The organism is Dietzia sp. oral taxon 368 (assembly GCF_002999155.1).
GTDB lineage: Bacteria > Actinomycetota > Actinomycetes > Mycobacteriales > Mycobacteriaceae > Dietzia > Dietzia cinnamea.
In genome coordinates this window covers 2,361,170-2,378,392 of record NZ_CP027238.1, presented here as the reverse complement: position 1 = coordinate 2,378,392, position 17,223 = coordinate 2,361,170, and the positions used below count along the sequence as shown (strand labels likewise).

18 protein-coding genes and 1 tRNA gene are annotated in these 17,223 nt (G+C 71.0%); 6 read left to right on the top strand and 13 right to left on the bottom strand.

All coding sequences use genetic code 11. The features are described from left to right. Positions 1 to 10: 10 nt before the first annotated feature. Positions 11 to 580, top strand: a complete 570-nt coding sequence (locus tag C3V38_RS11110) for a gluconokinase (protein WP_082767820.1) — start codon at positions 11 to 13, stop codon at positions 578 to 580. A gap of 28 nt (positions 581 to 608) precedes the next feature. Here the strand turns inward: C3V38_RS11110 and C3V38_RS11105 are convergent, their stop codons facing one another. The 3 genes from C3V38_RS11105 to C3V38_RS11095 all read right to left on the bottom strand — a co-directional run bounded on the left by C3V38_RS11105 (position 609) and on the right by C3V38_RS11095 (position 1,887). Continuing rightward, positions 609 to 1,133, bottom strand: a complete 525-nt coding sequence (locus C3V38_RS11105; protein ID WP_061229717.1) for a DUF421 domain-containing protein — start codon at positions 1,131 to 1,133, stop codon at positions 609 to 611. A gap of 70 nt (positions 1,134 to 1,203) precedes the next feature. Beyond that, positions 1,204 to 1,758 (bottom strand): CAP domain-containing protein, encoded by a 555-nt coding sequence (locus tag C3V38_RS11100; protein ID WP_165001104.1) that lies wholly within the window; start codon positions 1,756 to 1,758, stop codon positions 1,204 to 1,206. Between the two features lie 47 nt (positions 1,759 to 1,805). Next, a tRNA-Leu gene (locus tag C3V38_RS11095) sits at positions 1,806 to 1,887 on the bottom strand. A 59-nt stretch (positions 1,888 to 1,946) separates the two neighbouring features. Between C3V38_RS11095 and C3V38_RS11090 the strand changes: the two genes are divergently transcribed. Both C3V38_RS11090 and C3V38_RS11085 read left to right on the top strand, forming a co-directional pair. Beyond that, positions 1,947 to 2,510: a hypothetical protein gene (locus C3V38_RS11090; protein WP_061229616.1), complete on the top strand. Its 564-nt coding sequence runs from the start codon at positions 1,947 to 1,949 to the stop codon at positions 2,508 to 2,510. Then, positions 2,507 to 2,881, top strand: a complete 375-nt coding sequence (locus C3V38_RS11085) for a DUF3817 domain-containing protein (protein ID WP_007630182.1) — start codon at positions 2,507 to 2,509, stop codon at positions 2,879 to 2,881. Before C3V38_RS11090 ends, C3V38_RS11085 begins: the two co-directional genes overlap by 4 nt. Positions 2,882 to 2,887: 6 nt before the next feature. On the opposite strand, the gene C3V38_RS11080 is transcribed toward C3V38_RS11085, so the two are convergent. The 7 genes from C3V38_RS11080 to clpS all read right to left on the bottom strand — a co-directional run bounded on the left by C3V38_RS11080 (position 2,888) and on the right by clpS (position 7,737). Continuing rightward, positions 2,888 to 3,574 (bottom strand): non-canonical purine NTP pyrophosphatase, encoded by a 687-nt coding sequence (locus C3V38_RS11080; RefSeq protein WP_061229615.1) that lies wholly within the window; start codon positions 3,572 to 3,574, stop codon positions 2,888 to 2,890. Positions 3,575 to 3,576: 2 nt separating this feature from the next. After that, positions 3,577 to 4,362, bottom strand: a complete 786-nt coding sequence (rph, locus tag C3V38_RS11075) for a ribonuclease PH (RefSeq protein WP_061229614.1) — start codon at positions 4,360 to 4,362, stop codon at positions 3,577 to 3,579. 46 nt (positions 4,363 to 4,408) lie between these two features. After that, positions 4,409 to 5,188, bottom strand: coding sequence for an MBL fold metallo-hydrolase (locus C3V38_RS11070; RefSeq protein WP_061229613.1), 780 nt, complete (start codon positions 5,186 to 5,188; stop codon positions 4,409 to 4,411). 73 nt (positions 5,189 to 5,261) lie between these two features. Next, positions 5,262 to 6,077 (bottom strand): glutamate racemase, encoded by an 816-nt coding sequence (gene murI, locus C3V38_RS11065; RefSeq protein ID WP_061916392.1) that lies wholly within the window; start codon positions 6,075 to 6,077, stop codon positions 5,262 to 5,264. Further along, complete coding sequence (locus C3V38_RS11060) at positions 6,074 to 6,763, bottom strand: rhomboid family intramembrane serine protease (RefSeq protein WP_106385787.1); 690 nt, start codon at positions 6,761 to 6,763, stop codon at positions 6,074 to 6,076. Before C3V38_RS11060 ends, murI begins: the two co-directional genes overlap by 4 nt. 55 nt (positions 6,764 to 6,818) lie before the next feature. Then, positions 6,819 to 7,439, bottom strand: coding sequence for a DUF2017 domain-containing protein (locus C3V38_RS11055; RefSeq protein ID WP_061916386.1), 621 nt, complete (start codon positions 7,437 to 7,439; stop codon positions 6,819 to 6,821). A 4-nt stretch (positions 7,440 to 7,443) separates the two neighbouring features. Then, positions 7,444 to 7,737, bottom strand: coding sequence for an ATP-dependent Clp protease adapter ClpS (gene clpS / locus C3V38_RS11050; RefSeq protein ID WP_061916382.1), 294 nt, complete (start codon positions 7,735 to 7,737; stop codon positions 7,444 to 7,446). A 104-nt stretch (positions 7,738 to 7,841) separates the two neighbouring features. Between clpS and C3V38_RS11045 the strand changes: the two genes are divergently transcribed. The 3 genes from C3V38_RS11045 to C3V38_RS11035 all read left to right on the top strand — a co-directional run bounded on the left by C3V38_RS11045 (position 7,842) and on the right by C3V38_RS11035 (position 13,054). Further along, positions 7,842 to 9,200 carry a nicotinate phosphoribosyltransferase gene (locus C3V38_RS11045; RefSeq protein WP_061916377.1) on the top strand — a complete coding sequence of 453 codons (1,359 nt, stop codon included), beginning with the start codon at positions 7,842 to 7,844 and terminating at the stop codon, positions 9,198 to 9,200. Positions 9,201 to 9,292: 92 nt separating this feature from the next. Then, entirely contained in the window at positions 9,293 to 10,768 is a 1,476-nt protein-coding gene (locus C3V38_RS11040) for an IS1182 family transposase (protein ID WP_061917889.1), read from the top strand. 177 nt (positions 10,769 to 10,945) lie between these two features. Next, on the top strand, positions 10,946 to 13,054 hold the full coding sequence (locus C3V38_RS11035; RefSeq protein WP_061916374.1) for an ATP-dependent DNA helicase: 2,109 nt from the start codon (positions 10,946 to 10,948) through the stop codon (positions 13,052 to 13,054). Between the two features lie 69 nt (positions 13,055 to 13,123). On the opposite strand, the gene C3V38_RS11030 is transcribed toward C3V38_RS11035, so the two are convergent. The 3 genes from C3V38_RS11030 to ctaD form a co-directional block, all read right to left on the bottom strand. Then, complete coding sequence (locus tag C3V38_RS11030) at positions 13,124 to 13,765, bottom strand: aminoacyl-tRNA hydrolase (RefSeq protein WP_232303113.1); 642 nt, start codon at positions 13,763 to 13,765, stop codon at positions 13,124 to 13,126. A 104-nt stretch (positions 13,766 to 13,869) separates the two neighbouring features. Next, positions 13,870 to 15,099 (bottom strand): phosphoserine phosphatase SerB, encoded by a 1,230-nt coding sequence (serB, locus tag C3V38_RS11025; protein WP_174705782.1) that lies wholly within the window; start codon positions 15,097 to 15,099, stop codon positions 13,870 to 13,872. Positions 15,100 to 15,236: 137 nt separating this feature from the next. Next, positions 15,237 to 16,997, bottom strand: a complete 1,761-nt coding sequence (ctaD, locus tag C3V38_RS11020; protein WP_061916368.1) for a cytochrome c oxidase subunit I — start codon at positions 16,995 to 16,997, stop codon at positions 15,237 to 15,239. Between the last annotated feature and the right edge of the window lie 226 nt (positions 16,998 to 17,223).

Below are 17,223 nucleotides of genomic sequence, written 5' to 3'. Positions count from 1 at the left end.
TCGGGAGGTGGTGACGACGACGAGGAGCTCGGCAGCCGACGAGCCGGGGCACGCGCCCGGTCCGCACATCGTCGTCATGGGGGTCTCCGGCGCCGGGAAGTCGACGGTCGCCCGGGCTATCGCCGATCGGGCGGGTGCGGAGCTGGTGGATGCCGACGACCTGCATCCCCCTCGCAACATCCGGAAGCTGGCGGCCGGGGAACCCCTCGCCGACGACGACCGCTGGCCGTGGCTGGAGGCGGTCCGCGACCGCATGAGGCACCACGACCACTCGCGCGGGCCGGAGGCGCCGGCGCCCGACCGCGGCCTCGTCGTCGCGTGCTCGGCGCTGCGCCGCGCCTATCGCGATGTGTTGCGCGAGGTCCGCCGCCCGGTGTTCTTCGTCGAGCTCGGCACCGATCCGGAACTCATCGCCGCCCGTCTCGCCGCCCGCCGCGGCCACTTCGCATCCGATCGGATCCTTGAGTCGCAGGTGCTCACGCTGGAGCCGCTCGCGGCCGACGAGTACGGGATGCTCTGCCCGATCTCGCAGCCGGCGGACGAGATCGCCGAGGACGTGCTGGCCGCGCTGTCGGGATGAGGCGGCGGTCAGCCGGGCTCGGCCGCCGTCAGCCCCGGTGCTGCCGCGCCCACCCCGGGACGTCCTCGAGGACGGATCCGTCGCCCAGCGACGACCCGGTGATGACACTCATGCTGCCGTCGTTCTCGAGGATGACGGCCGCGACGTCGCCCAGGTCGCCGACGCCGGAGGAGCGGATGGTCTGGCGGATGTCGGCGTGGGTGAGGCGGTGGCGGGCGATCTGGTCGTCGAGGAAGACGCCGTCGCGCACGAGCAGCGTCGGGTCGGCGGTGAGGACGGCCCGCCCGGCCCGCGACCTCCTCAGCCGCGAGACGGCGTACTGCAGGACGACGAGCAACGCCATCGCGATCGCGCCCTCGGTCCAGGACACGTCGGAGCTGAGGATGATGGTCGCGAGCGTGGAACCGAGCGCGACGGTGACGACGAAGTCGAAGGCGTTGAGCTGCGTCAGGGTGCGCTTGCCGAACACCCGCACCACCAGCACGAGGAACGCGTAGGCGGCGGCGCCGACGAGCAGGACCCGGAGAACGTCAGGCCAGTTGTCGAACCACATGCCCGCACCGTACCGACGAGCCGGCGCCGACGAGCCCCCGTGCCGACGAGCCCCGTGCCGGCGGCCCGGGCTACCTCTCCGCCATCGGGGTGGCGAAGTGCTGGACGTAGAGATGCGCCTCCGGCAGGCCCTGGTAGGCGGCGGTCCGCATGCAGACACCCACGCGGGTGAAGTCCGGGTCGAGGATGTTCTCCCTGTGGCCCGGGCTCTGCATCCACTGGGCGACCGGGTCGGGCCCGCCGGTGGACGAATAGAAGAGGTTCTCCGCTGCCCTGTGGTAATCGACGCCGGCCTCGCGGATGAACGTGCCCGGGCCGCCGCTGCCGTCAGGCGCGTGATGCGCCCAGTAGTCCCTCGCGATCATGTCGTCGGCCTTCGCACAGGCACTGTCGCGGAGCTTCTCGCTCGCGTCCAGTGCCGGGAGCCCGTTCTCGCTGCGCTGCGCGTTCGTCCGCTCCTCCACCGGGGACGGTTCCGCCGGAGGCTCGAGCGGCGCCGCGCCACGGGGGTCCGTCCACGGGAGTCCCCCGTTCACCGCGAGATCCGACTCCGCGCAGCCACTCATCACCGACGCCACCAGGATCACCGACGCGACCGCCGCCCTCGCGACTGTCCGGTTGCTCATCCTCATCACCCGACATCCTGATCACCCGGTCCGAGTGGAGAGACCTGTGCGCCCGGGGAGACTTGAACTCCCACGTCCGTAGACACTGGAACCTAAATCCAGCGCGTCTGCCAATTCCGCCACGGGCGCGTCACCCGGGGGTACCGGGCGAGATGAGCTTACCGCGTGGTCAGCGGTACCGTGGAGGCGTGTCCGACACCCTGAGTTCCCGAGCGACCGGAGACGAGGCCGCGTCCGCGGATCCGGCGCCGTCCTCGGTCAAGCACCGTCCGGCGTGGATCGCGTTCGTCGTCCTCGGCGCGATCGTGTGCATCGGGATGGGCCTGTGGCAGCTCGCCCGCTACCAGGAGGCCAGCGGCACCGTCCAGAACCTCGGGTACACGTTCATGTGGCCGTTCCTCGGGGGCTTCCTCATCTACGCGTACCTCAAGTACGTCCGGATGGAGGCCGCCGAGGACAACTGGGCCTCCGCCTCGGACAGTGCCGTCGGTGCGCGGGGAACCGAGGACGATGACGACGACGAGGCCGACCCCCGCACGGCGGACCTGCCGGCCGCCGGGAAGAACGGGTCGGGCCGGGACCGCTTCGGCGTCCTGACGGAGATCCCCGCCGACCTGCTCCCGACCCGTCGTCCCGCCGCGGACGCCCGGGCCCGTGACGAGGGCCTGGACGCGTACAACGCCTATCTCGCCGAGCTGGCCCGGAAGGATCGGGCGGCCGGCGGCAACCACCAGGAGAGATCCGCTTCATGACCGCCGCAACCCCGCCGCAGACCGACAACCGCAGGCCGGACCCGGGCGGGAAGGTCGCCGGTGCGCTCAAGCGTTACCGCGTGCTCGCCTGGATCACCGGTGTGTGGCTGCTCGTGCTCACCGTGGAGATGATCTACAAGTACCTCATCCTGGCCGACTCCTCGGACGCGCCCGAGTGGTTCACCTACATCGGTCAGGCGCACGGCGTCTTCTACATCCTGTACCTGTTCATGACCCTGGACCTGGCGATCAAGGCCCGCTGGCCCGCGACGCGCACGCTGCTCACCGCGCTTGCGGGGACGATCCCGTTCCTGTCGTTCTGGTTCGAGCACAAGCGGACCCGCGACGTCCACGCCGAGTACGCGATCTGACCCCGCTCAGCCCTCGGCGCGCGCGGCGAGCACCCGCAGCGCCGGCGCCAACGCACGCAGCGCGCGGCCGCGGTGCGAGGCGGCGTCCTTCTCCTGCGGGCTGAGTTCCGCGGCCGACCGGTCAGAGCCCTCGGGCAGGAACAGCGGGTCGTAGCCGAACCCGCCCTCGCCGCGTGGCTCGCGGAGCACCCGTCCGGGCCAGCGACCCTCCTGCACGACCTCGCCCTGCAGGCCCTCGTCGGTGCCCTCACCGTGCACCCGCGGGTCCCGTGCGGCCCGGGCGACTCCGGGCACGCCCGGCCCGACCAGCGCGCACGCCGAGACGAACGCCGCGCCCCGCCGCTCGTCCGGGACGTCCGACAGCTGCGCGAGCAGCAGGGCGTTGTTCGCGGCGTCGTCGCCGTGACGGCCGGCCCAGCGCGCGGAGAGCACCCCCGGCATCCCGTTCAGGGCGCCCACTGCCAGGCCCGAGTCGTCCGCCAGGCACGGGAGCCCGGTCGCCAGCGCCCCGGCGCGCGCCTTGATCAGGGCGTTCTCGGCGAACGTGGCGCCGGTCTCGGGCTCCTCCGGGAACTCCGGCACCTCGTCCAGACCCACCGGCTCGATACCGACTACACCCTCGGATTCCAGCACCCGGCGCAGCTCGGCCAGCTTCTTGGCGTTACGGCTCGCGACCAACAGACGGACTGCCACGGCTACCGCCCCCGGTTCCGGGCGGCCGGCGGGCTGGGCAGCTCCCCCGGGTACGGCGCCGCGAGCGCCTCGCGCTGCAGCTCGAACAGGCGCTCGCAGCCGGCCTGCGCCGAGTCGAGCATCGCGTCCAGGACGTCGCGACCGAACGCGGCACCCTCGGCCGTGCCCTGGACCTCGATAAGTTTGCCGCCGTCCGTGCACACCACGTTCATGTCCACCTCGGCGCGCGAGTCCTCCTCGTACGGCAGGTCGCACAGCACGTGCTCGTCGACCACACCGACGCTCACCGCGGCGACCGCCCCGGTGAGCGGGTTGCCCGTCACCGCGCCGGAGGACTGCAGCCACGTGATCGCGTCGGCCAGCGCCACGTACGCGCCGGTGATCGCCGCCGTGCGCGTACCGCCGTCGGCCTGGAGTACGTCGCAGTCCAGCGCGATGGTGTTCTCCCCCAGCGCGGACAGATCGATGCACGCGCGCAGTGAGCGACCGACGAGCCGGCTGATCTCGTGGGTGCGGCCACCGACCTTGCCGCGGACGGACTCGCGGCCCGACCGCTCGTGGGTCGCCGCCGGCAGCATCGCGTACTCGGCCGTCAGCCAGCCCAGGCCCGATCCCTTGCGCCAGCGCGGTACCCCCTCGGTGACGCTGGCCGTGCACATGACGCGGGTCTGCCCGAAGGTGACGAGCACCGACCCCGCCGGATGCGAGGTGAAACCCCGCGTGATGGTCACGTCGCGCAGCTCGTCGACGCCGCGCCCGTCTGCCCTGCTGAAGTCTGAAGAGGTCACGAGCGCCGATCCTAGCGGGCGCTCCCCTGGACGGTGATCCGCAGATCTAGACGGTGATCCGCAGATCCGGCTCCGCGAGCAGGATCTCGCCGTCGAACTCGGCGGCCGCCTCCGCTCGGACCGCCTCGTGGTCGGTCCACGGCGGGATGTGGGTGAGCACCAGGCGACCCACCCCGGCCCGCCGGGCGGTCAGCCCCGCCTCGGAGCCCGACATGTGGATGCCGGGCGGGCGCCCCTCCTCGTGCGTCCACGACGCCTCACAGAGCAGGACGTCCGCGCCGACCGCGAGCTCGACCAGGGCATCGCAGTACGCAGTGTCCCCGCTGTACGCCAACACTCTCCCGTCACCGGACTCCAGGCGGAGGCCGTACGACTCCGGCGGATGCTCCACCCTCTCGGCCCGCACATGCAGGCCCACCTCGTCGTCGTCGCTCCTCATCGCCACCTCGGGCGTGACGTCCCACGTCGACACGTCGAACGTGTCCGACAGGTCGTCGACCGCTCCCGGCTCCTCCGCCGACGCGACCCCGATCCGGTAGGCCGTCCCCGACGGCCCCACCAGCGGCACCCGGCCCGCGCCCCGCGCGCCGGGGCCGAAACGCCGCAACACCAACAGGCTAGGCACGTCCAGACAGTGATCCGCGTGCAGATGCGACAGAAGGATCGTCGCGTCTTCGGGCGCGACGTGCCGCTGCAACGCGCCGAGCACCCCGGGCCCCATGTCGATCACCACCGGCGCCAGACCGTCGACCTCCACGAGGTACCCGGAGGCCGGCGACGTGGGTCCGCCGATACTTCCCGAGCAGCCGAGGACAGTCAGAAACATGGGCACTATCGTGCCACGCCCCGCCGCGTGTCGTGGTGATCGAGACCGCGCGCGCGCCGCGCGTGACAGCGCCTCACCGGGCGTCCGCCCGGCCCACCGCCACCAGCCCCGGCCCCAGGAACCGCGACGCCACCCGCCGGAACGCGTCCGGGTCGCCCGTGACGAGGTACTCGCGCGTCGGCGGGTCCGCCCGGTCGTGCGGCCGCAACAGATCCTCCGCCGTGAGCACCCGCAGCACGTCCTTGGCCGTCTCCTCCGCGCTCGAGACCAATGTGACGTGATCGCCCGCCGCGAGCTGCACCACCCCGGACAGCAACGGGTAGTGCGTGCAGCCCAACACCAGGGTGTCGACGTCGGCGTCCCGGATCGGGGCGAGATAGGCCTCCGCCAACCCGAGCACCTGACGGCCGCTGGTGATGCCGCGCTCGACGAACTCCACGAACTTGGGGCACGCCACCGACGTCAGCTCGACCCCGGCGGCCGCCGCCACCGCGTCGTCGTACGCCCGCGACGCCACTGTCGCCCGGGTCGCGATGACCCCGATCCGGCCCGACCGCGTGGTGGCGACCGCGCGTCGCGCCGCGGGCTGGATGACCTCCACCACCGGCACCGGATATCGCTCCCGCGCGTCCCGCAGCATCGCCGCCGACGCGGTGTTGCACGCGATCACCAGCGCCTTGACGCCGCGGTCGACGAGCTGGTCCGCCACCGCGAGCGCGTGCGCGCGGACCTGCGCCAGCGGCAGCGGCCCGTACGGCCCGTTGGCGGTGTCCCCGACGTAGACCACCGACTCGTCGGGGAGCTGGTCCACGATCGCCCGGGCGACCGTCAGCCCCCCGGCGCCGGAGTCGAACACGCCGATGGGGGCCCGCGGATCGGGGCGCGTCACCTCCGCGGTCCGGCGGGACGCCCCGCCCGGCCGGCGGTGAGGCGACGTGCCCCGCGGTCACGGTCGCGCCTGAGGCCGTACGCGGACGCCACGCCGCCGACCGCGCCGCCCAGGTGGCCCTGCCACGACACCCCGTCGAGCATCGGCGACAGTCCCGCCAACGCCTCGAGTCCGTAGTAGAAGCCGATGACCAGGCCGATCACCAGGTGCAGGATTCGTCGGGAGAAGAAACCGCGGACGATGACGTAGAAGATGTAGCCGAACACGATGCCGGACGCCCCGATGTGGACGGTGCCGGCGCCGCCGAGGAGCCACGACACCACGCCCGAGGCCAGCCACGAGATCAGTGTGACGCTGAGCAGCGGCCGGATGCCCGACAGAGCGATGATCGAGCCCAAGACGAGCAGGGCGATCGAGTTGCCGATGAGGTGCGCCCAGTCACCGTGCAACAGCGGTTGGAACACGATGCCGAGCAGCCCGTCCGTTGACAACGGCTGTACGCCGTAGTCGTCGAGGGTCTGCCGGGGGCCGACGAGCTCCACGATGACCCGGTCCGCGGCCTCCACCACCCACATCAGGGCGACGAACGACCACAACAGGACCAGTGCCGGCCACCGCCGCGGACCCGGGTCCGCCGACCGGGCCGCTCCGGTGCCCGGCCAGGGCGATCTCGGGTCACGGTTCACGGTGTTCTCCTCACTGCCCGGTGCATGACTGCCCGCCGCACTACTGGCCGGCGCACTACTGGCCGTCCAGGGCGGTGCACAGGGAGTCCTGCATGAAGGTCAGCCAGTGGTAGACGTCCAGCTGGGCCGACCGGGGATCGTCGTCCGGCACGTACTCGGGGATGTCGGTGGAGGGTGTTCCGTCCGTCGAGCCGGCCTCGAGGAGGACGGCCCCCAGGCCCAGGCGAACGTCGTTGAGGCAGCGCATCCACGCCCCCGCCTGGTCGAGGGTGAGCGACACGGTGCCGCCGCGCGAGGGCAACGAGCGCAGGACCACCCCCGCGCAGTCGAGCTTCGCGTCGATGATCGCCGGTTCGTGGATCATGCGCATACCCGCGTTGTGGGCGCGCGCGACGGCCGCCCGGTCCGCCTCGGACCCGTCCCGGCGATCGCCCGCCTCCGGCCGGTGGAAATCCGGCAGCAACCGCGCGAGCGGCGCCTCGGCCGGGAGCTGGGAGTGCCCGCTGCGCATACCCGTGATCTCCGCCAGCTCGTCCCTCGGCGCCGAGTCACGACGCTGCTCGAGCATGTCCACGATGTTCGACACCAGCGCGTGCAGAATCTGCACCTCGTGGCTCTCCATGACGGTCTTGATGCGCGTCCCGCCCAGGGACGACTTCCGCTGCCAGGCCTTCACCGGCTCACGCCTCCCGCTGCATCGTGGCCCACAACCCGGCCTCCTGCAGCTTGCGGACGTCGTTCTCCACCTTGTCGCGGCTACCGGACGAGACCACCGCGCGACCGTCGTTGTGCACCTTGAGCATCAACTCGTGCGCCGTCTCCCGGCTGTAACCGAACACCCGCTGGAACACGAACGTCACGTAGCTCATGAGGTTCACCGGGTCGTCCCACACGACGGTCAACCAGGGATTGTCCACCCCGCCGTCGAGGTCCGCGTCCGTGGTCTCCACGGGCGCGGCCGACGGCATCGCCATCACCGGGGCGGTGCTCCTGACGGCCGCGAGCGGTGTCGTCACAGGGTGCATGGGTCCCAGGATACGGATTCGCGGCGGGTCGGCCACGCCGTAGAGTCGGCCCCGTGACCTCGACGACCACCTCCCCTGCCACGCCCGGCTCCGGGCGACCGTCCACCGCCCTGCTCACGGACAGATACGAGCTCACCATGATCCAGGCGGCCCTCGCGGACGGCACGGCCGACCGGCCGTGCGTGTTCGAGGTGTTCGCCCGGCGCCTGCCGGCCGGTCGCCGGTACGGCGTGGTCGGCGGCACCGGACGCCTGCTGGAGAGGCTGGCCGACTTCCGGTTCGACGACGAGGAGATCGACGCACTGGCCGACTCGCTCGACGAGCGGACCATCGCCTGGTTGCGGTCCTTCCGGTTCACCGGCGACGTCGACGGCTACCCCGAGGGCGAACTGTTCTTCCCCGGCTCCCCCGTCCTGAGCATCCGCGGCGGCTTCGCCGAATGCGTGGTGCTGGAGACGCTCGTGCTGTCGGTGCTCAACCACGACAGCGCGATCGCCTCCGCGGCGGCGCGGATGAACTGGGCCGCGGACGGGCGGCCCATCATCGAGATGGGCTCGCGACGCACCCATGAGGAGGCCGCAGTGGCCGCCGCGCGCGTCGCCTACCTCACCGGCTTCGACGCCACGTCCAACGTCGAGGCGACCCGACGTCACGGGGTGCCGTCGGCCGGCACGTCGGCTCACTCGTTCACCCTGCTGCACACCGGCCCCGACGGGCCGGACGAGGCGGCGGCGTTCCGGTCCCAGGTCCGGTCCCTCGGCGTCGGCACCACGCTCCTCGTGGACACCTACGACATCACGGCCGGGGTCGAGACCGCGATCGAGGTGGCCGGGCCGGAGCTCGGTGGTGTACGCATCGACTCCGGCGACCTGGGTGTCCTCGCCCGACAGGTCCGCGACCAGCTCGACTCGCTCGGCGCCTACAACACCCGGATCGTCGTCTCCGGCGACCTCGACGAGTACGCGATCGCCGCGCTACGCGCCGAGCCCGTCGACGTCTACGGGGTCGGGACCAAGCTCGTCACCGGCTCGGGTGCCCCCACCGCGGGAATGGTCTACAAGCTCGTCGAGGTCGACGGGATCCCCGTGGCCAAGCGCTCCGCGCACAAGGAATCCCTCCCCGGGGCCAAGCGTGCGATCCGCCTCCACCGGCGCACCGGCACCGCGGTCGAGGAACTCCTCCTGCCGCGGTCGGCCGAGGCGTCCGAGGAGAACGGTCTGGAGAAGCGCGAACTCGTGATCCCGTTGATCCGGGGCGGGGAGATCGTGTCCGGGCCGCCGACCCTCGAGCAGTCGCGCGCCCACCACGCGTCGGTGATGGTCTCGCTGCCGTGGGAGGGTCTCGCCCTGAGCGAGGGCGACCCCGCGATCCCCGTACGGGTCGTCCCGCCGGGGGCCCTGCCCGGCGCCTGACCCGGTGTCCGGGTAGGCCGCTAGGAGCGTGGGTCAGTAACACGCCAGTTCAGGTCCGCTGATGGGGCGGGTTCGGCGGGATAATTGTCGTCATGGGCGAGGAAGGGTTGTTCGCCGCCGAGGAGTTCCGCGTCGAGCGGGCTGACCGGCAGGGCGAGGTCGAGCCGGTGGGCGCAGGCAAGACATTTCGGGCGTTCGACCCGGGCCAGGGGTTGTTGCTGCCGCCGTCGCTGGATGACTGGCTTCCGGCCGATCATCTGGCACGGTTCGTGGCGGATCTGGTCGATGAGCACCTGGATTTATCGCGGATCTACGTCTCCTACCAGGAGGGGCGCGGGGCCCCGCCGTACGATCCGCGGTTGATGGTGCGGTTGCTGATCTTCGGCTACACCACGGGGGTGCGCTCCTCCCGCGGGATCGAGAAGGCCTGCACCGACATCGTCGCTTTCCGGTGGTTGGCGGCCGGGGCGGCCCCGGACTACCGCGCGATCGCCAGGTTTCGCAAGAGGCACCTGGCCGCGCTGGGCAACCTGTTCTTGCAGGCGTTGGCGTTGTGCCAGGCCGCCGGGATGGTCACGCTTGGACAGGTCGCGCTGGATGGGACGAAGCTGCGGGCGAACGCCTCCAAACGCAAGGCCATGTCGTACGCGCGGCTGACGGACAAGGAGAAGGTACTGGCCCAGGAGGTCTCCGATCTGCTGGCCGCCGCCGAGGCCATCGACAAGGCCGAGGACGCCAAGTTCGGCAAGAACCGGCGCGGGGACGAGCTGCCCGATGAGCTGGCCCGCCGAGAGTCTCGCCTGGTCAAGCTGCGCCAGGCCAAAGCTGCTCTGGAAGCCGACGCCGCCGCCGATGCGGCGGAGAAGGCTGAGGCTAAGGCCCGCGGTAAGGGCGAAGACGAAGACACCGTCGCGCAGAAGGCCGCTGAGGCCGCCGAGCGCGCCACGCCCAGGCCGAAGGCCCAGCGCAACTTCACCGACCCGGAGTCGAAGATCATGCTCACCGGGGACGGGTCGTTCGCTCAGTGCTACAACGGCCAGGCCGTGGTCGATGCCGCCCATCAGATCATCGTGGCGGCCGAGGTCAACGACTGTGCCGCCGACGTCGGCAACCTCATCCCCATGACCGAGCAGGCCATCAGCAACACGGGGCAGGCCCCGAAGCAGATGCTCGCCGATGCCGGGTACTGCTCAGCCGCGAACCTCGCCGCCTCCGCCGAGGTCACCGGCGAGCAGGGCACCGAGTTCTTCATCGCCACCGGACGACAGCGCAGCGGGGAACCGGCGCCGATCGCCCCCCGGGGACCGATCCCGGCCAGCGCCACGGACAAGCAGCGCATGGCCCGCAAGCTCGCCACGAAGAAAGGCCGAGCGGTCTACGCCCGGCGCAAAGCGATCGTCGAACCGGTCTTCGGACAGATGAGCACCCTGCAGAACGGCAAGCAACTCCTGATTCGCGGTCTGGACGCCGCCCGCGGTGAATGGCTACTGCTCGCTGCCTGCCACAACCTGCGAAAGCTCCACGGTCATATCGGCGCCACCGGGCTCGGCGGCCTCCAGATCGCCTGAACTGGCAGGCCCGGGCGACCTACAGGCTGACCCGCGGACTGAACGCCATCACCGCGGCTTCGCAAACCGAATACCTGGCCGCCAGTGACGCCGGCCCGAGCGCAACGCTCTCACGCACTCCGCCGTACTCTCGGCGCGCTTCGAGCCATTACTGACCCATGCTCCTAGGGTAGCCGCGTGACCGACTCGCTCCCCACCGTCTCCGACCTGCTCGCCACCGCGGTCGAGAGCCTGGGTGGCAGCGAGCGGACTGGCCAGCTCGCGATGGCGGAGGCCGTCGGCAACGCGCTGTCCACCGGCGAACACCTCGCCGTCCAGGCCGGCACCGGCACCGGCAAGTCTCTCGCCTACCTGGTCCCCTCCCTCCGACACGCGGTCGCCACCGGCGGCACCGTGGTGGTCTCGACCGCGACCATCGCGCTGCAGAACCAGCTCGTCGACCGGGACCTGCCCCGCCTGGCCGCCGCACTGCGCCCCGGGCTGGGCGTGAGCCCGTCCCACGCGATCCTCAAGGGCCGCGGCAACTACCTGTGCCTGCATCGGGTGAGCACCGGACCGGTCGACGAGGCCGACCCGGAGGAGATCGAGACCGAGGAGTTGTTCGACCTCCCGATCGGTGGCGAGTCGACCGCCGCGCGCACCCCCCGTCAGGCCTCCACGCGCGACACCGGGCCCAGCTCCTGGCTCGGACGGGAGATCGCGCGGCTGCACGACTGGGCACAGGAGACCGACACCGGCGACCGCGACGACCTCCCCCGCGGCGTCTCCGATGCGGCGTGGCGGCAGGTGTCGGTGACGAGCCGGGAGTGCCTCGGGCAGGTCTGCCCCGAGTTCACCGAGTGCTTTGCGGAACTGGCACGTCAGAAGGCCGGCCAGGCCGATGTCGTGGTGACCAATCACGCTCTCCTCGCGATCGACGCGATGACGGACGTGTCGGTTCTGCCCGAGCACGACGCCGTGGTGATCGACGAGGCGCACGAGCTCGCGGACCGGGTCACGGGCGTGACCACCGCGGAGCTGACCGGTGCCGCCGTCATCCAGGCCGCGCGCCGGGCGGCCAAGCTCGTCGACCAGCAGACCGCGGACCGTATGGTCGCCGCCGGCGAAGGCCTGGCGACCCTGCTCGAGATCTGCCCCGAGGGGCGGTGGGACCTCCTGCCCGAGGGTGCCGACCTCGCCCTGGCCGCCGTACGCCACACCGCCGAGAACTGCCGCAGCGCCGTTCCGGGCCCCAAGCCCGGGGAGATCGCCAACGATCCGCAGGGCGCCTCCGACCGACAGAAAACCCTCGCCGCGCTCGACGAGATCGCCGACGCGGCCGACCGCATGCTGTCCTCCTACGAGAAGCCGGTCACCGAGCGCGTCGAGATCGTGTGGATGAGCGTCGAGGACCGTCGTGGCCGGATCCTGCGGGTGGCACCCCTGTCCGTCGCCGGACTGCTGCGCGCCCGACTGTTCGCCGAGTCGACCGTCATCCTCACCTCCGCGACGCTCACCACCGGGGGAAGGTTCGACGGGCTCGCCGCCACCTGGGGCCTGCCGCCGGCGGTGTCCGCGCGCCCGGACACCGCGAGCGCAGTCGCGCTCGAGCCGCCGTCCGACGACGACGCGACCTCCCTGCGCTGGACCGGACTCGACGCGGGGTCACCGTTCGACTACCGCCGCAATGGCATTCTCTACGTGGCCGCGCACCTGCCCGCGCCCGGTCGGGACGGGACCTCACCGGCCGCCGAGGACGAGCTGGTGGACCTCATCACCGCCGCCGGCGGCCGCACGCTCGGTCTCTTCTCCTCGATGCGCGCGGCCAAGGCCGCGGCCGAGCTCCTGCGCGAGCGCCTGGACACCCCGGTGCTGTGCCAGGGCGAGGACTCGACGGCCAACCTCGTGGCGCAGTTCGCCGACGACGAGGAGAGCACCCTCGTCGGGACCCTCTCGTTATGGCAGGGCGTCGACGTCCCCGGGCGGACACTGTCCCTCGTCGTGATCGACCGCATCCCGTTCCCCCGGCCGGACGATCCACTGCTCTCCGCGCGACAGCGTGCGGTGGGGGCCCGCGGGGGGAACGGCTTCCTCGCCGTCGCCGGCAACCACGCCGCTCTCCTGCTCGCCCAGGGCGTCGGCCGACTGCTCCGACGCACCGAGGACCGCGGTGTGGTGGCCGTGCTCGACTCCCGCCTGGTCACCGCGCGGTACGGCGGCTATCTTCGCGCCTCATTGCCCCCGTTCTGGCAGACCACTGACCGTGACGTGGTGATCGGCGCGCTGGAACGCCTCCGTAACGCCTGAGGCATCGGCGAGCGCCCACCGGGACACCGCGCGCGCCACCGCCAGCGCGTCACCGCCAGCGCATCACCGTTATCGGTCGACAGCGATCACCGTCAGCGAACCGGGAGCCACCTCGGTGTAGCCGGCGTCCACCACAGCGGCGACGCCCGGCGTGCCCGCGGCGACCGCCTCGGACAACGCGCGCCAGCGGGACCGGTCGGCTTCCCGCACAGCCACCGGGCGGCCCTCCTCGATCCATCGGCCGAGGCGGGCCCTGTCCATCTCGGCGATGAGCAGCATGACGCCGTGGCCGACCTGGGCGGCGGCCTTGCCCACGGACATCTCGAGTGCCCCGTCGATCCACACCACCGGAGTGCCCGCGGGCGGCGCAGCCGGCTCGTCGCGGGCCAGGTCGGTTCCGCCGATCTGCAGCTTCGCCAACCGGGGGTCGACGTCGTCCACCGGGCCGGGTACGCAGGCGCGCGCCGCACAGCCCTCGACCTCGTGGGTCACCCCGGGAACGTCGAGGGCAGCCCGCCACGGGGCACCCCGCGCACGCCGCGCGATCTTGCGCATCCGGGCGTCCAGCCAGTCGGCGTAGGGTCCGTGCCACGGCCCGCCCGGAGCCACGCGCTCGTCGAGGCAGACGGCGGCGACCGCGCCGGCCACCGCCTCCAACAGCGGGGTGCGGGCCGGGGGTTCGTTCTTGGGCAGGTGCAGCACGATGGGCATCGATCGCACCGTCGAGCGGTCCTCGGGGTCCTCGGCGCCGCGCGACCCCGCCCTCAACCGCTCGTGGCACCAGTCGAGCGCCGCGCCGGACGCCGCCCCGCCGGTCACGTGAGCGGAACGCGTCGGTACGTCCCGGCCGCAGTGTCCGCGGCCTCGATCTCGTCGCGGGTTATCCCGAGGACGAACAGCACCGTGTCGAGGAACGGCTTCGACAGCGACGCGTCCGCGACCTCGCGAAGAGCGGGCTTTGCGCAGAACGCGATGCCGAGCCCTGCGGTCGTCAGCATGTCGATGTCGTTGGCGCCGTCCCCGACTGCGACGGTCTGGCTGAGCGTGATGCCGAGTTCGTCGGCGAACGAGCGGAGATACGCCGCCTTCGCCTCGCGGTCGACGACCTCCCCGATCACGCGGCCGGTGAGGTGGCCGTCGACGATCTCGAGCGTATTGGCCTTCGCGAAGTCCAGACCCAATTCCTCGACGAGGCCCGAGATGACCTGGATGAAGCCGCCGGAGACCACGCCGCAGCGGATCCCCAGCCTCTTGAGGGTCCGGATCGTGGTCCGGGCGCCGGGCGTGAGGACGATGCTCGCGGCGACCTCGTCGAGGACGGTGGCCGGGAGCCCGGCCAGAGTGGCGACCCGCTCGTGCAGTGACTGGGCGAAGTCGAGCTCGCCGCGCATGGCGCGTTCGGTGACGGCGCGGACCTCCTCCTCCTTGCCGGCGTGGGCGGCGAGCATCTCGATCACCTCGCCCTGGACGAGGGTGGAGTCGACGTCGAAGACCACGAGCCGCTTGGAGCGACGACCCAGGCCCGCCCCGTCGACGGAGATGTCCACCCCGTGCGCGTCGGAGAGGGGGGCGAGCGTCTCTCGCAGCCGCGCGTCGTCGGCCGCGTCGCGACGCGCGGTCGACACGTGGAGTTCGATGCCGGTGACGGGGTAGTCGGCGATGCCGCGGATGATGTCGATGTTCGCGCCGATCGAGGCCAGCGCGCCGGAGACCGCGGAGAACGCCGACGCGGTGACCGGGCTCCCCAGGATCACCACCGCGTGGGTCGACGGCGGGGCCGCGGGCGCTATGTCGTCGAACTGCACCTCGAGGTTCATCCCGAGGTCGTGGACCTGCTCGGTGAGCTCGCGGACGACCGCGACGACGTCGGCGTCACGGTCGACCCGGACCATCAGCCCCAGGGACAGATGCCCGTTGACGACGACCTGTTCGACATCGACGAGGTCGGCGTCGTGCGCGGCGAGGACGGACATGACCCGCGCGGTGACTCCGGGCCGGTCGGGCCCTGTGACGGTGAGGAGGGCCGGGGTGCCGGAGGTGCTCACGTGTGCTCCTGACGAGTGAATCGTGGTGGGCGGCTGCTGGGTGGTGCGGTGGGCCGACAGACGGGAACCCCGCCGGTGGACGAGCCAGCCGACGGGGTTCCCGGGACCTGTGCCCGTGGGTGAGTACGGGCGGGTGGTCAACCCTTCTGCGGAGAGGTCCCGCGCTGGGCCACGTCCTTGACGGCGTCCGGGTCCTGGGACTTCTTCCGGCCGCCCACGTGGGCCTCGGCGCGCATGCGCTCACTCATGTGCGGGTAGTGCAGCTCGAACGCGGGGCGCTCGGAGCGGATGCGGGGCAGCGTCACGAAGTTGTGGCGCGGCGGCGGGCAAGAGGTGGCCCACTCCAGGGAGTTACCCGCACCCCACGGATCGTCGACAGTGACGATCTCGCCGTAGCGCCAGCTCTTGATGATGTTCCAGATGAACGGCAGCATCGCGATGCCGAGGATGAACGAACCGACCGTGGAGATCTGGTTGAGGACGGTGAAGTTGTCCGTGTCCAGATAGTCGGCGTAGCGGCGCGGCATGCCCTGGTTGCCCAGCCAGTGCTGAACCAGGAACGTGGTGTGGAAGCCGATGAAGATCAGCCAGAAGTGCCACTTGCCCAGCGTCTCGTCGTACATCCGGCCCGTCATCTTGGGGAACCAGAAGTACACACCGGCGAACGTGGCGAACACGATCGTGCCGAACAGCGTGTAGTGGAAGTGGGCGACGATGAAGTAGGTGTCCGAGATGTGGAAGTCGATCGGAGCCGCGGCCATCATGACACCGGTCAGACCACCGAAGAGGAAGGTGATGATGAAGCCGAGGGCGAACATCATCGGGGTCTCGAAGGTGATCTTGCCCCGCCACATGGTGCCGATCCAGTTGAAGAACTTCACGCCGGTCGGGACGGCGATGAGGAACGTCATGAAGGAGAAGAACGGCAGCAGGACGGCGCCGGTGACGTACATGTGGTGTGCCCACACCGCCATCGACAGCGCGGCGATGGCCAGGGTCGCGAAGACCAGTCCGGCGTAGCCGAACAGCGGCTTACGGGAGAACACCGGGAAGACCTCGGAGACGATGCCGAAGAACGGCAGCGCGAGGACGTACACCTCGGGGTGACCGAAGAACCAGAACAGGTGCTGCCACAGGATCGCCCCGCCGTTGGCCGGATCGTAGATCCGCCCACCGAAGGTGCGGTCGTAGAAGACGCCCAGGGCGGCGGCGGTGAGCAGCGGGAAGATGAGCAGGATCAGCACGGACGCCACGAGGACGTTCCACGTGAAGATCGGCATACGGAACATCGTCATGCCCGGGGCACGGAGACAGATGATCGTGGTGACGAAGTTGACGGCACCGAGGATGGTGCCGATACCGCCGATGCCCACGCCCAGGATCCACAGATCGGCGCCGACGTTGGGCGAGTGGATCTTGTCCGCGAGCGGCATGTACATCGTCCAGCCGAACGACGCCGCACCACCGGGGGTCAGGAAGCCCGACAGCATGATCGTGCCGCCGGCGGCGAACAGCCAGAAGCCGAGCGCGTTGAGACGCGGGAACGCCACGTCCGGGGCGCCGATCTGCAGCGGCATGATGTAGTTCGCGAACCCGACGACGATCGGGGTGCCGTAGAGCAGGAGCATCACCGTGCCGTGCATGGTGAACAGCTGGTTGAACTGCTCGTTCGACAGGAACTGCATGCCCGGGAAGAAGAGCTCCGCCCGGATGAGCAGGGCCATGAGGCCGCCGATGAAGAAGAAGATGAAGCAGAGGACGATGTACATGATGCCGAGCATCTTGTGATCGGTCGTCGTCAGCATCTTCCACACGAACGAGCCCGGCCGGGAGTTGCCGGTAGGTTCACCCGGTGGGTGGTCGAGTTCGTGGACCGGCTTGGGGGCCACTGCGGTCATAAGGGTCCTCCTGAACGCCTCACCCGACGTCGCGGGTCGAACCACCGACCCCACGTCGAACGCATAGGAATAGTGCGCGAGAGCAATCCTAACCCTCGGCTGAGAGCGACGCCCACCCGCCCCGTCCTTCTCGTCACCAGTAATCACCCCCGTTAACCGCGGCGCGGGCCGCCGCGCGGGCCAGGGTCGCGGAGCGGCCCCGGGGACCCGGGTCGACCTCGGTGGG